Raw genomic sequence first — 13,971 nt, forward strand, 5'->3', positions numbered from 1 at the left:
GCTTACCCCCTTGCGACCGGTTACTGACGGGACAAATCGGACCAGGTTAACCACGGGTCCGGCGTCACAGGCGAAGCCGCCTGCCACAGCAGGTGGAACTGACCATCCGCCCCGATGCGCGCCAGGCGCGGCGTCAGGCTGGCATGGTTGTTTTCCCGATTAATCCGGGTTACCCCGTTCGGCGCATCCAGTTCATAGCCGTAAATCGCTTCCTTTACCAGCGCAGGATCATCGCTACCACTGGCCTGGATACCTCTGGCCAGGAAATGGCCACTCATCCATGCCGCCTCGGCATCGACAGTGGTGGTGGCCTGTTCACCGAAACGCTGGTGATACCGGGCGACAAACTGTTCATTTTGCGCGTTGGCGATGCTATGAAAATAGACGGCGGAGACCAGACAACCTTCCAGCGCCTCGGCTCCAATCATCGCCACCTCACGTTCACACAAGGTCAGGCTCAAACGGGCGGGGGCCGCTTCACGCAGAAAAGGATGGTCCGGCATCATCGTTTTCCACAGCTGGAAGAAGCGATAGGCGGAGATGCCGACCAGCGTGATCAGAATCACCGGCGGACGACGCGCCAGGATGTCCTGAATAATGGGCAGCACATCGGTTTCCCCCAGCGGCAGGAACTCGCTGGCGATCATTTTTCCACCGCGGGCTTCCACCGTTTCGCGGGTGATGCGGTCAATCTCTTCGGACCAGATATAGTTAGATCCGACGTGATAAACCTCGCGCGGATAATGCGCGAAGACATAATCCAGCATCGGCAGGACATGCTGGTTGGGCGCGGCCCCGAGATACATCACATGGTCGCTGCTTTCAAATCCCTCGTAACGTGCGGTGTGCCATAGCAGGGCGTTCGCTCCCTCCACCAGTGGCAGGATCAGTTTGCGCGACGCCGAGGTGTAACAGCCGACAATATGTTTCACGCCGTGACTGTGCAGCAAATCACGGCAATAGCGATAGTAATTCTCCAGCTGGCAGCCGGGATCGCAGACGATCGGCGCGAGGGAAAAGTCCAGGCGATCATCTGCGTTGACCTCTTCAATCGCCAGCATGATGCCGTTCAGCATCTCGCGGCCAATGCTGCCATAGTGCCCGGACACCGAGTAGAGGATGCCGACCGGAATGGTGGACTTACACCTGCGCTCACGCGGTGCGAAAGGGGCTTCTTTTGCTGACATGCGCGTTCTCCTCTCCATTAATCCGCTTCTGCCACCATGATCAGCAGCGGGTAATAATGCGGCTGACGCATCGCCACCAGATCTTTACGGCGCACCACATTGGTGGGATAACCGGAGGCGAGGTTGCTGGTATCGATATCGAGTAACGCCAGGCCTTCGGCATCAGTGATCAGCGTTTCCTGCCGTGGCCAGGCGAAGGTGTCCGGACCAAAATTGCCGCTCAATCCACTGGCATCGGCATTGGCATAACTGAGATAAACATTGTTCTCACCGGCTCTGACACGGGGCAACAGCCAGTGGTAATCGGAGGCTGCGGTGGATATCGGGAAGTTATGCGGTACCGCGGTTCCCGGATGGGGCATCGAAGGCGGCAACGCCAGCGTGGCCGGACAAGCGATAATATCGCAACCCTGCATCGATAATACCCGTCCCGCTTCGGGATACAGCAGGTCTTCACCCAACAGGATCCCCACGCGGCCACAGGGGAGGTCAAAGGTTTTCCAGCAATCACCGGCGTGCGCCCAGTGACGGGTGGCATCACTGAGGTGGGTCTGCCGATAGTGCCCGACCAGGCCATCAGGGCCGATCAGTAACGCGCTGTTGTAACAGCTACCGTCGTCATCTTTCTCTGCCATCCCCAGCACCAGATACAGTCGCAGGCGAGCCGTCAGTGCCATCAGGTGATGAATGGCCGGATGCTGCTGAGTCATGGCGCTCTCTGAGGAAAGATAAGGTCCGGTCAGGCTGTATTCCGGCAGGGTTAACAATTCCACGCCAGCCTGTGCGGCGGCAGTGGCCCAGTGGGTGATGGTGGTCAGATTGCTTGCCACCTCACTTACCGGGGTAAACTGCGCCACGGCGATACGCGAGCGTTTGCCCGTCGGCAGTGGGGATTTATCGTAAAGCCGGAAGAAATCGAGCGGATTCCACATAAAAGTGTGCGTCATTAAACTTTTATACAGCTCCGGGCGACGGCGGGTTAACTGCGGGCGCAGCGTGACTTCCGGCAATAATTCGCCATACACAATGCCATCGCCGCTGTCTCGCCACGCCTGAACGTTGCCATCCGGATCGATGATGCAACTGCCGCCGCTGAACTGAACGCCACGTTCAGCACCCCAGCGGTTACTTTCGATCAGGTAGCAGCCATTTTCATAGGCGCGATTGATCCAGTACGGTGCCGGGGTACGTTCCGCCAGCCAGTTACTGATATGGCAAATCACATCAGCCTGTTGCACACAGGCCAGCCGCGCGGTTTCGATAAAGTGGATGTCCATGCAGATCAGCAGGGCGATATTACCGATCGGCGTGGCGAAGACCTGATGACCGAGATCGCCATTGGCGGCCCACTTGGGTTCTGAGATATAAGGATGGGTCTTGCGGTGTTTGCCGATAACACCCTCAGGGCCGATCAAGACCGCGGTGTTGTAATATAGGTCGGTCACGCTATCCACTTCCGGCATACCGAGCACCAGATAGCAGCCATAGTGGGCAGCCAGTTGCGTAAAGCGAGCGGTAGTCGTACCGGGTACGGTCTCGACAAAGTCAGCCACTTCTTCCCGATCCATCCAGCAATAACCGGTGGTGCCCATTTCGGGCATGACAATCAATTGAGCGCCATTACGTGCCGCCTCTTCCACCAGGGCGCACAAACGTTGAATATTTTCTTCTTTGCGGAATTGCTGCGGCTCAAATTGAATCGCCGCAACGGACAGGTGCTCTTTAATCATTGCCTTGCTCCTTGAGAAAAAAAAAAGCCCCATTGCCGGTTAAGGACAATGGGGCATCTTTGCCTGGTCGTATGCTGATAACTTAGCTATCGACGTCTGAAAACGTTTGACTACGCGATGATTTTTTTAAGCAAATTGAATGCCAGATTTAATTTTGATGAAAAATCATAAAGTTATGTTTTTCTGTCAGGCTTATAAGCACAGTGCTGGTGCAAAAAAACAGCGAAATGCATCAGGCGGGTGCGTTAATCACTTGCCAGACCAATAACCGCACGGATCCGTAGCGACGCGATTTATCGCGCAATTCTGTGCGGAGTGCCAATTAACGCACAATGTCAGAAACGGCAGCATGACGACCGTTTTTGCGCATCTTCGCACTGGCAATTTTTTCGATATCCTCCAGCGCGATGCCTTTGGTTTCCGGGACAAACTTCACCAGGAACAGATAGCAGATCACATTGAAGCCCACGAAGATCCACATCGAAAACGCCCCGTTAAAGTGGCTTTGCAGCCAGGCATTATCATTAACGATCGGGAACAGCAGCGTGATGATGAAATTCGCTACCCACATCAGGCTCACCGCCAGACTCATGCCGACGTTGCGGATTTTCTCCGGGAAGATTTCAGCAATCAGCACCCAGGCACCGGCACCCCAGCCCATCGCAAACGACACCATAAATAACAGAATGCCGAACACGGTTAAGTAGCCGGTGTCATGGCTGTATAAACCCCACGAGGCGATAAGCAGGCCGAGTGTGGCGCCGGTGGTGCCGATTTTCATAATCGGCAACCGGCCATAACGATCAAACAAATTCATACCGATAAAGCCGCCGACACCATTGGCCACGGCGATGAAAATGGTCTGGAACAGCACCGCATCTTTGCCGGAGGATCCCTGTTCCAGCACCAGTGGTGCGTAGTAGTTCATTACATTGATACCGGTGAACTGCTGAAGCACGGCAATCATCACGCCCACCGCCAGAATAAATTTGAGCACTGGTGTGTCGGGTCGGCTGCCTTTAATTTTGGCTCCGGTGTTTCTTGCCTGCTGTGCGGCAAAGATTTGCTGCGCTTCCACGCTGTTGAATTGCGGGTAGATGCGGCTATACAAGGTAATCGCTTTGGCACTGTGGTTATGGCGCAGGTTCCACTGCGGTGACTCGGGCATGAGGATACTGAGCACCAGCATGATCACTGAAGGCACCAGCTGCGACCCCATCATCCAGCGCCATCCCTGATTTTGCATCCAGGTATCATCCATGCCACGGGCAATGGTGTAATTGACGATAAAGACGCCCAGCACGCCAATCACCATCGCCAGGTTAAACAGACCCGAACATTTTGCCCGGATGGCGGTAGGGGCGACTTCCGACATATACATCGGGGCAACGGTACCGGCGACGCCAACAGCGAATCCGCACAGGATGCGTCCGGACCAGAACACTTCAAAGGAATCCGTCAGGGAACAAAGCAGTGATGTCGCGATAAACACCAGCGACGACAGGAACAGCGCAGGGCGGCGTCCCACTTTTTCGGCAATGGTCCCGGCCAGCAACGCACCCACCGTCGCCCCGGCGATAATGCTGGACACCGCCCAACCCACCTCGGCGGGCGACAGCGCGAAATGCATTTTAACCGGTGAAATTGCGCCAGAGATGACGGCGGTAGAATAGCCGAACATCAGGCCCCCGAGGGAAGCGCAGCAGCATATGAGATACACATAGCCGGCATTAAATTTTTGTTCGTAGGACATCGCAGAACCTCTGAGCTATCAATGATGCATTAGTGATCATCTTTGCTGTCTCATTCCGCAACTCAAATGATCACATTTGTATCAGTTTTATGATCGCTCTCACAGGAATGAAATGAAAATGCCATTCGTGTATTTTTTAAAACATTCATTTGGGTAGTATCGGGATCAGCTTCTCCACTTATCAGGCGGGGCGCAGGTGTTATTGCCTGGCCTGAAAGTTTTCATTCGGTCCCTGAGAATCAGAGGAAATAAAATGATTACGTCACTGCATGGTATTTCGACAATGCACGGAAATTTGATCAGTGATATCCGCTTAGCCAAAGAGGCGGGATTTAATTCGCTGGAAGTATTTTATCCAAAGTTTGTCCGTTATCTGGAAAATGGTGGAACGATTGAGGCGTTAAAAAAACACATCCATGACGCGGGTCTGACGGTGTCTTTTCTCAGCGCCCTCGATCATATCGAACGTTTCGAAGCGGACGATCGTGCCGCGCTGCTGGCCGAAGCAGAGAAAATTACCCAGGAAGCGGTGCAGTTAGGCACGGACACGGTGATGGTGCTGCCGAGAAACGGTATCGACCATTTCTCCGATGAAAAAATCATGAATATTATGACGGACAATATCGCCGCGATAGCCAGCATCGGCGAGCGTTACGGTGTGCGTTATATGATTGAATTACCGGCGTTTACTAAATTCAGAACCCTTCAGCAAGGCCTTGAGGTGATTAAGCGTGTCGGTAAAAAGAACGTCGGTATTGTGGTCGATTTCTGGCACTTCTACGCAGCGGGATGCACCCCTGAGGAAGTCAGCCGGATGAATAAAGATCATATTTTCGGCGTCCATTTCTGCGATGGATTTGTACCGAAAAATGAGGGCGACAGCTGGGATGAAACTATTTTGCGCTCCTGTATGCCCGGTGAAGGGGAGATTGATTTGCAGCAATGGTCGGATGCGGTTAAAGCCACCGGTTATGACGGTGCCTGGTCTGTTGAATTAATCAGCCCGACTATCTGGGAGAAAGATCCGGTTATTACCACAAAGACGTTGTGTCATTCCCTGAAGCAATACGCCGCTTAATTGCCATAATTCCTGTTATCGAACATCCGGGATTTTATATTCCGGATGTCTGGCTATGGATGAGAAACATTATGAATCAGGTAAAAAACAATCAACTGCCAATCGCGATCAGCCCGTTATCCTGGGCCAATGAAGTGATTGCGGAATTTGGTCAGGATGCCACCGCAGACATGTGCCTCAGCGGTGCGAAAGTTGCAGGTTACGACGGTGTTGAAATGAGCCGTTTATTTCCGAACTCGGCCCCGGAGCTTGCCGCACTGCTGCAGCAGTACCCGCTGAAACATGCATCCGGCTGGCACAGCGGCTTCCTGGCGCAGCGCAGTGTCGATGAAGAACTGGCCGCCGTCGCGCCTTTTGCCACCCTGTTACGCGACACCGGTGCCCGCGTCATGGTGTACGGTGAGTGCGGCAATATGCCGGACAATGCGCTGGATATTGCGATGAGCGGGCGGCTCACCCTGACAGCCGCGCAGTTCGGCGCTTATGGCGACAGACTCACGGCATTTGCCAGCGAGTTGCAGTCCCGTTATGGCCTGGGGCTGGCTTACCATCATCATCTGATGATGGTGGCGGAGCAACTGGATGAGGTCAGGGCGGTGATGGCGGCAACCGGTCCTGCGGTCGGTTTATTGCTGGATACCGGCCATGCTTTCTCTGCGGGTTTTGATTATCAAATCCTGCTGAAGGAGTTTGGTGAACGCATTAATCATATCCATCTGAAAGATATCCGCGCCGACGTGTTGCAGCAGGTGCGTCGGGACGATCTCAGTTTCAACGATGCAGTGAGAAAGGGGATATTTGCCGTGCCGGGGGATGGTGCGATTGATTTTGCCCCGCTGGCGCAGTTTGTGCGCACAAGCGGCTATCAGGGCTGGATGGTGGTGGAGGCCGAACAGGATCCGTCACTGGAACCGCCGGAAATCACCGTTGCCAGAGCGCGTCAGTTTATCCGTCACACGTTTGCCATGTAAAAAAATGCCCGGCATTGCCGGGCATCTGATCAACATCATGGCAAGGCGTAAGCCATGACGTAGTCTCCGCGATTTTTGTTAGTGCCAGTGCGCGTCGCACCACCATCAACCACTACCACGTACTGTTTACCATCTTTGCCAATGTAGGTCATCGGCACACCCTGGCCACCCACCGGCAGGCGCGAACGCCACAACTCTTTACCGGTATCGTTATCCAGCGCACGAATAAAGTAATCGAGCGAACCGTGGAAGAAGGTCAGCCCGCCGCCGGTGACTAACGGGCCACCCAGGGTTGGCATGCCAATCGGAATGTAAACGTGTGGCACCACACCTTCACCCGGGAAGATGCCATGAATCGGTGCATCCTGAATGCTGCCCATCGGCACCTGCCATTTCGTTTTACCCGTCGCCAGATCGATGGCGGTCATGCTGCCGAAAGGCGGTTTAAAGCACGGTGTACCGAGCGGTGACAGGAACATCGAACGTTCCACCCCCCATGGCGTGCCTTTCTGTTCGGAATACTCACCTTCGGTTGACGGCACCAGACCGTGCTTCGCCGCTTCCTCACGTTTAATGAACTGTCCCCACATCGCCATGCGAATATCATTGACGATTAAGGTGCCGGTTGAGGCATCCAGCGCACCGCCACCCCAGTTAAAGCCACCGTAATAACCCGGCCAGATCAGGGTACGTTGTTTATCAGAAAGCGGAGTCCACTCACCTTCCCAGCGCATTTTCTTAAACTCGATGCGGCAGTAGAGCTGGTCGAACAGCGTGGCACCCCAGGTATCGGCTTCCTTCAGCGGATCAACGCCGACGGAAATCGCCGAATAGGGCTGGGTGTCCGCCACTTTCATGCCTGGCATAGCATCGGTCGGGACCTTGCGGTACTCCACCGGTGCTACCGGTTTACCGTCACGGCGATCCAGCATAAATACCTGACCGCGCTTGGTCAGCTGGATCACCACCGGTGTGGTGCTGCCGTCTTTATTTGGCAGGTCGTACAGAATCGGTTGTGATGAAACGTCATAGTCAAACTGGTCATTATTGGCCGTACGGAAGTGCCAGCGCAGTTTGCCGGTTTTCAGTTCGATAGCGACGATAGAGTCGTTAAATTCATCCGAGTAGGGGTGACGATTGCCGGTCCAGAAATCCGGTGTCTGGTTGCCCGTGGGGAAATAGGCCAGTCCGAGTTTCGGATCATAAGACGCAGTACCCCAGAAGTTCGGGGATTCCGGTGCATAGTGCTGACCGGGTGGCAACGGGGTGCTGTCGTTCGGTCGCGCCGGATCGAAGGCCCACAGCAATTTACCGCTGCGCACATCAAAACCGCGTACCACGCCGGAAGGCTCGCCGATTGACATGTTATCGTTCAGTTTGCCACCCACCATGATCACGCCATCAGCCACCAGCGGGGCGGACGTCAGGTAATACGAACCTTCTTCCGGGCTGGAACCAATATCAGCAGTCAGATCGACATAACCTTTGTCACCAAAATCTTCACAAAGCTTGCCCGTTTCCGCATCCAGTTCAAACAGGCGACCATCGTTGGTGTTGCTGACGATACGCTTGCGACAGGTTGCCAGCGGGGCCGCATCCGGGGTGGGGGCTGGCATGGTTGACAGGTCGGCATAGCTGACGCCACGGCAGCGTTTCCAGCCTTTGTTGCTGGCGGTTTCCTTCATGTTCGGGTCGAAACGCCAGCGCTCCTTGCCGGTGGTGGGATCCAGAGCAATCACCTTATTCAGCGGGGTGCACAGATACATCGTATCTTCAATTTTCAGCGGCGTGACCTGATACTCGGAACCATCAATTGCCAAATCGCCAGTGCGGTAACTCCAGGCCAGCTTTAAATCTTTGACGTTGGTCTTGTTGATTTGATCAAACTGCGCGTATTTGTCGCCACCCAGATTGCGTCCCCAGGCGGGCCAGTCTTTGCCATCGGCTTTCCCGGCCTCAGGATGAATCACTTTGGCGCTTTCGCCAGAAGCCTCAACCTCAGCATGGGGGACAAACATCCCGGCAATTAACGCCACGAAACTCACGGCATACACACCGGCAACCGCGAAGGAAGCTTTTGTACTGACCGGCTGACTGCCATCTTTGCGACGCAAATGAGGCACGCAGACTGAGACAAGTACACCAAAAACCACAAAGACGATGACACGGGGCAGGAACTGCCAAAAGTCAGTGCCGGTTTCCCACAACGCCCATATGACGGCAATCAGCGTCATCGCCAGCGTCAGTGGCCAGGCCATAAATTGCCTGCGGAGCAGTGTCCAGCCTGTCAGCAGCCAGACGAACCCGGTGAAAAGGTAAAACCATGAGCCGCCGAGTACCGCAAGATACCCACCGCCTGCACCCAGCACGAGTCCTGCCAGAGCAATCACGACGCCGATCAGGGGAGGTAACCATCCCATTTTTCTCATTTTAATATGCCCAGTTAACGATAATGATGGAGGCTAAACATCAGCCAGATAATCTGCACGCCTTTGAGAATCATTCTCACATGAGGCGAAGTGGCGATTTTAGATCATAATGAGAACAAAATGATACAAATATGTCTCAATTAAATAACAAACTGAGGCACAAAAAGTATCATTATGAATCATGGGGTTTTCCAGAGACTTCCGGGTAACAGATGGGTTAACATCGGCAGGAATGGACCACTGAAGGCAGGCTATTGTTTATGAACCGTAAACCCACCATGAAAGAGTTGGTTGCTGCAACGCAATTGAGCCGGGCGACTATTGATCGTGTCCTCAATCACCGACCCGGCGTCAACCCGAAAACGGTTGAAGCTGTTCAGCGCGCTTATTCTTCCTTGCTGGTCCAGGCGGCGGGGGGTGTGCAACTTGCCTCAGTGACACAACAAGCCAGTTTCTCGGTGGTGGTGCAGGCCAGCGAGGAGTACAACGAATCGGTGATCGCCACGGCGCAGAAGATCAAAAATCAGCTGGATGCGCGTAATGTCAGCCTCGATATTTCCAGCTGTTCCGATGTGCAGGACGACGATGTGGTGCGTCTGCTGTATCAGCAGGCGGACCATGCGGACGGCATTGCCGTGGTGGCAAAGAACACCCCGATCATCAATGCTGCGGTGCAGAAACTCAGGCAGCAGGGGAAGCATATTGTTGCGTTAGTCAGCGATCTCGATCCTGATGCCAGGGATGCGTATGTCGGCATCAATAACCGCGCAGCCGGGCAGGCGGCGGGATTTATCCTCGGCAGGCATTTACAGCATGACACCCATGCCAGCGTGGCGGTGATTGTCGGTACGCTTTCCTACAGTTGCCACGATGACCGGGAAATCGGTTTCCGGGCGCAAATCAGGAAAACCCTGCCGTCAGTGAGCGTGGCAGAGGTGATTTCCGGTAACGATAACACCCAGCAAACCTACGATGCCGCAGTGCAACTGCTGCGTAATAATCCCAATCTGCGCGCTGTCTACAATGTTGCCGGGGGCAACGCCGGGCTGGCTGCGGCACTGGATGAATGCCAGAGTGCCATCCGACCGATTGTGATCACTCATGAAATAAATAAGGTGACGGAAAAACTGATTCTTGCCGAGAAGATCGATTACATTCTGTCCCAGGATATTGCGAAGCTGTTACTCGAAACCGTTGATAAGCTGGCGGCGATGAAAAATAACCAGGCTTTTGCTTCTCATACCTTTTTACCGATTGAAATCCTTACCCGCTTCACACTTCCGGCATTGTAATGTGCAACGGCAGACTCTCTCTGCCGTTTCAACGGTTCTCCAATAATTAACCTCCTTTAAGGGTGTTTTAAGTTTCACTCGTCATCATAGCGCCAATACGCAGATGGGGAGTTTCATCATGACTGATACATTAAACGACCTGAAAACGAAAGTTCCGCAGGTTACCCTGTTGTTTTGGGTGCTAAAAATGATGTCAACAACGGTGGGGGAAACCGGGGCTGACTGGATTAACTTTGGTTTAGGATTTGGACTGACCCATACCTCAATTATTGCCGCAGGTCTGTTTGTCGTTACGTTGTTGTTTCAGTTGAAATCAGACCGTTATATTCCCTGGCTTTACTGGCTGACCGTGTTGCTGGTGAGCATTACCGGCACGCTTATTACCGACTATTTAACGGATCAACTTCAGGTGCCGTTACTTTATTCCGTTGCCATGTTTGGCTCGGTATTAGTGATGGTGTTGATGTTCTGGCATCGCACCGAAGGGACGCTGGAATTCGCCACTATTAATACCACGGGTCGGGAGCTGTATTACTGGTTAGCTATCATGATCACCTTTGCTTTTGGTACGGCGCTCGGGGATGCTCTGGCCGAAAAACTGGGGCTGGGATATTTGTCCACCACGCTGGTCTTCGCGGTATTGATTGCCATCTGTTGTTTTCTGTGGCGGCTGGCGGTGTTCAGTAGCGTCGCCTGTTTCTGGACGGTGTATGTCCTGACCCGCCCGCTCGGTGCGTCACTGGCGGATTTATTCTCGCAACCGATTAAAGAAGGGGGACTGGGATACGGCACGACACCGGTGAATATTATTTTCCTGATTGCCATGGTGATTCTAATTAGCGTATCCAGCATGTCTTACCCGACATCGCGCAATACACCGCACGCCTGAATTTACGGGAATAAAATATGCTACAGCATCTGTTGGATTTTATCTCAGGCAATCATATTGTCGATATGGTGAATGCCGACCCGGTGATGGTGATCGCCATTGTTGCTGCCATTATCTTTTGTGAAACCGGGTTGGTTATTTTACCTTTCCTGCCGGGTGATTCCTTATTATTTACCCTGGGGGCTTTTTTACCGGCCACTCATCTTTCGCCACTGCTGATTATACTGGTGCTGATGGGGGCCGCTTTCCTCGGTAATACGCTGAATTACCATATCGGCAAAGGTGCCATTGGGCGTTTTATTCTTCACCGCAAATGGGTAAAAGAACAACACCGTTTAAAAGCAGAAACCTTCTTCGAGAAATATGGCAGCGCGACGGTTTTTATTAGTCGCTTTGTGCCGATTGTTCGCAGCCTCGCGCCTTTTATGGCGGGGTTATCTTCAATGCCACGCACGAAGTTTCTGCTGTGGAATCTGGCCGGTGCGGTGGCCTGGTGTGGCGGGTTTGTCACCCTGGGATATTTTCTCGGTGATTTGGCCTGGGTACGCGACCATCGTGAATGGCTGGCGTTACTGATCGTTGCATTCTCGCTGCTGCCGGTGGTGTCGGCGTTTCTGCGTCCGGCAGCACAGGATCTGCCATGAGAGTGTTACTGGTCGAAGATGACCGCATGATTGGCTCGGCGGTCGAGGCGGCACTTAAGGATGCTTCATACGCTACGGACTGGGTACGTGACGGTGCGCAGGCGTTACTCAGCCTCGAAACGCATGCCTACGATCTGGTGCTGCTCGATCTTGGCCTGCCTTGCCGTAACGGTTTCGAGGTGCTGCGCGAGGTGCGCGGGCGTGGCAACCCGGTGCCGCTGGTGATTGTCACCGCGCGTGATGCGCTGGAAGACCGTTTGCAGGGGCTGGATTCCGGCGCGGACGATTACATTTTAAAACCCTTCGAAATGAGCGAACTGCTGGCGCGCGCCAGGGCAGTGATGCGGCGTAAAGCCGGTCACGCCACCCCGCTATTAAGCAACGGCATCCTCGTGCTCGATCCAGCGACGCGTGAAGTGCTGCATGTCGCCAGCAATCAACGATACAGCTTATCCGGCAGGGAATATGCCCTGTTGCAGGCGTTGCTGATGCAACCCGGCCAAATCTTCTCCCGAAGCGAGCTGGAAGGAAAAATCTACGGCTGGGGTGAAGAAGTTGAAAGCAACGCGGTGGAATATTTTATTCATGCGCTGCGTAAGAAATTAGGCAGCGATGCCATCAGGAATATCCGGGGCGTGGGATGGAAAGTCTCAAAAAGCGACTGAGCGACTCGGTGCAGTTTCGTCTGTCTTTTGTCCTGTGTATGGCGATCGGCGGCATAGCCCTGCTGAGCGGCGTGCTGGGCTTTCTCTCGGCCTGGGATGAAGCGCATGAATTGCAGGACTCTTCGCTGCAACAAATTGCCAGCCTCGCGAAGGACGGCATGCTGACGCCGCGCAGCAGCAGTTTTATCAGCCCGCCGTTGCAGGATGAGGAAGCCTCGCGCGTGCTGGTGCATTTTATTCTGCCGGGAGATCAGACGCCGGATCGTTTTGGCTGGCCGCGTCAGCTGTCAGCGGGGTTCTACACGCTGCCGATTGATCACCACAGTTACCGTGTGCTGATTGAGGATATGCATGATGGCATCCGGCTGGCGGTGGCGCAGCGTGCTTCCGTGCGCGAAAGTGTCGCGCTGTGGTCAGCGCTGCGCACCCTGGTGCCGTTCTGCATTCTGTTCCCGGTGCTGCTGTACCTCGCCGCCGATCTGGTCCGGAAGATTTTCCGACCCATACGCAAACTGGCTGAGGACGTGGATCGGCAAAACGATGATCTCAGTATCGCCCTCAGCGAGGAGGCGATGCCGCGTGAGATCACCCCGTTTATCACTGCGATCAACCGCCTGTTGCAGCGTGCGGCTGAGTCGGTGGAGCTGCAGCGGCGTTTTGTTGCGGATGCAGCCCATGAGCTGCGTTCCCCCCTGACGGCGTTAATGCTACAGGCTGAAAGGCTGGACTCCGCCGCCATGCCAGACGAAAGCCGCCAGCGGTTGCTGAGTTTGCGTGAAGGAATGAAGCGGGCGGCATGGCTGGTGGAACAATTACTCAGCCTGAGCCGGGCGCAGGGTGGCGAGATCAGCAAAATTCCCGCCCCGGAAGATATCGCGGTGTTTGACGTAGTGAAGCAGGTGATATCCGATTTGCATCCGCTGGCGGAACAGAAATCAATCGACATCGGGGTGGTGGGCGCAAGCCAGGCAAAAATCGCCGCTCATCCCTCGGCGCTGTATACCGTATTACGCAATATCGTCCATAACGCGATTCTATATACGCCCGCGGAAGGCCGGATTGATATTGGTATTAATAATAATGAAAATTTCGTCTTTATTGAGGTGGAGGATTCCGGTCCCGGTATTCCCATCGATAAAAGGGAAAGAGTATTTGATGCATTTTATCGTATTGAAGGCAGCGATGTAACGGGTTCTGGGCTGGGTTTATCCATCGTTAGCGCTATGGTGGCGCGCATGAAAGGGGAAGTAACACTCACTGACGCGACTCAGGCTATTTCCGGGCTGAAAGTCAGTATTACTTTGCCATTATCTTAATTTCCACAAGGAGAACA

11 protein-coding genes are annotated in these 13,971 nt (G+C 54.0%); 7 read left to right on the forward strand and 4 right to left on the reverse strand.

Annotated elements, in window-relative coordinates; translation table 11 throughout:
- Window positions 1–20: 20 nt before the first annotated feature.
- The 3 genes from HA50_RS25290 to HA50_RS25300 form a co-directional block, all read right to left on the reverse strand.
- Entirely contained in the window at window positions 21–1,187 is a 1,167-nt protein-coding gene (locus tag HA50_RS25290; protein ID WP_084879549.1) for a transporter substrate-binding domain-containing protein, read from the reverse strand.
- 17 nt (window positions 1,188–1,204) lie between these two features.
- Entirely contained in the window at window positions 1,205–2,917 is a 1,713-nt protein-coding gene (locus HA50_RS25295) for a nitrilase-related carbon-nitrogen hydrolase (RefSeq protein ID WP_084879550.1), read from the reverse strand.
- Window positions 2,918–3,239: 322 nt separating this feature from the next.
- Window positions 3,240–4,670, reverse strand: coding sequence for a sugar porter family MFS transporter (locus HA50_RS25300; RefSeq protein ID WP_084879551.1), 1,431 nt, complete (start codon window positions 4,668–4,670; stop codon window positions 3,240–3,242).
- A gap of 253 nt (window positions 4,671–4,923) precedes the next feature.
- On the opposite strand from HA50_RS25300, the gene HA50_RS25305 reads away from it, so the two are divergent.
- Complete coding sequence (locus tag HA50_RS25305; protein WP_084879552.1) at window positions 4,924–5,748, forward strand: sugar phosphate isomerase/epimerase family protein; 825 nt, start codon at window positions 4,924–4,926, stop codon at window positions 5,746–5,748.
- Between the two features lie 71 nt (window positions 5,749–5,819).
- Window positions 5,820–6,719, forward strand: coding sequence for a myo-inosose-2 dehydratase (gene iolE / locus HA50_RS25310; RefSeq protein ID WP_084879553.1), 900 nt, complete (start codon window positions 5,820–5,822; stop codon window positions 6,717–6,719).
- Between the two features lie 35 nt (window positions 6,720–6,754).
- Here iolE and HA50_RS25315 read toward each other — a convergent pair whose 3' ends face one another.
- On the reverse strand, window positions 6,755–9,139 hold the full coding sequence (locus tag HA50_RS25315; RefSeq protein WP_244193674.1) for a membrane-bound PQQ-dependent dehydrogenase, glucose/quinate/shikimate family: 2,385 nt from the start codon (window positions 9,137–9,139) through the stop codon (window positions 6,755–6,757).
- A gap of 269 nt (window positions 9,140–9,408) precedes the next feature.
- On the opposite strand from HA50_RS25315, the gene HA50_RS25320 reads away from it, so the two are divergent.
- From HA50_RS25320 to HA50_RS25340, 5 genes are all read left to right on the forward strand, one after another.
- Window positions 9,409–10,440, forward strand: coding sequence for a LacI family DNA-binding transcriptional regulator (locus HA50_RS25320; RefSeq protein WP_084879555.1), 1,032 nt, complete (start codon window positions 9,409–9,411; stop codon window positions 10,438–10,440).
- Between the two features lie 118 nt (window positions 10,441–10,558).
- Window positions 10,559–11,329 (forward strand): COG4705 family protein, encoded by a 771-nt coding sequence (locus HA50_RS25325; RefSeq protein ID WP_084879556.1) that lies wholly within the window; start codon window positions 10,559–10,561, stop codon window positions 11,327–11,329.
- 17 nt (window positions 11,330–11,346) lie between these two features.
- Window positions 11,347–11,973, forward strand: coding sequence for a DedA family protein (locus HA50_RS25330; protein WP_084879557.1), 627 nt, complete (start codon window positions 11,347–11,349; stop codon window positions 11,971–11,973).
- Window positions 11,970–12,638 (forward strand): response regulator transcription factor, encoded by a 669-nt coding sequence (locus HA50_RS25335; protein ID WP_084879558.1) that lies wholly within the window; start codon window positions 11,970–11,972, stop codon window positions 12,636–12,638. Before HA50_RS25330 ends, HA50_RS25335 begins: the two co-directional genes overlap by 4 nt.
- Window positions 12,614–13,954 carry a sensor histidine kinase gene (locus tag HA50_RS25340; protein WP_084879559.1) on the forward strand — a complete coding sequence of 447 codons (1,341 nt, stop codon included), beginning with the start codon at window positions 12,614–12,616 and terminating at the stop codon, window positions 13,952–13,954. The genes HA50_RS25335 and HA50_RS25340 overlap by 25 nt, the downstream gene beginning before the upstream one ends.
- Window positions 13,955–13,971: the final 17 nt, after the last annotated feature.

Source organism: Pantoea cypripedii (assembly GCF_002095535.1).
Taxonomy (GTDB): Bacteria; Pseudomonadota; Gammaproteobacteria; order Enterobacterales; family Enterobacteriaceae; genus Pantoea; species Pantoea cypripedii.

Coding starts and splice junctions, on each gene's coding strand:
- HA50_RS25290 (WP_084879549.1), bottom strand. CDS start 1,187: ATGTCAGCAAAAGAAGCCCCTTTCGCACCGCGTGAGCGCAGGTGTAAG.
- HA50_RS25295 (WP_084879550.1), bottom strand. CDS start 2,917: ATGATTAAAGAGCACCTGTCCGTTGCGGCGATTCAATTTGAGCCGCAG.
- HA50_RS25300 (WP_084879551.1), bottom strand. CDS start 4,670: ATGTCCTACGAACAAAAATTTAATGCCGGCTATGTGTATCTCATATGC.
- HA50_RS25305 (WP_084879552.1), top strand. CDS start 4,924: ATGATTACGTCACTGCATGGTATTTCGACAATGCACGGAAATTTGATC.
- iolE (WP_084879553.1), top strand. CDS start 5,820: ATGAATCAGGTAAAAAACAATCAACTGCCAATCGCGATCAGCCCGTTA.
- HA50_RS25315 (WP_244193674.1), bottom strand. CDS start 9,139: ATGGGATGGTTACCTCCCCTGATCGGCGTCGTGATTGCTCTGGCAGGA.
- HA50_RS25320 (WP_084879555.1), top strand. CDS start 9,409: ATGAACCGTAAACCCACCATGAAAGAGTTGGTTGCTGCAACGCAATTG.
- HA50_RS25325 (WP_084879556.1), top strand. CDS start 10,559: ATGACTGATACATTAAACGACCTGAAAACGAAAGTTCCGCAGGTTACC.
- HA50_RS25330 (WP_084879557.1), top strand. CDS start 11,347: ATGCTACAGCATCTGTTGGATTTTATCTCAGGCAATCATATTGTCGAT.
- HA50_RS25335 (WP_084879558.1), top strand. CDS start 11,970: ATGAGAGTGTTACTGGTCGAAGATGACCGCATGATTGGCTCGGCGGTC.
- HA50_RS25340 (WP_084879559.1), top strand. CDS start 12,614: ATGGAAAGTCTCAAAAAGCGACTGAGCGACTCGGTGCAGTTTCGTCTG.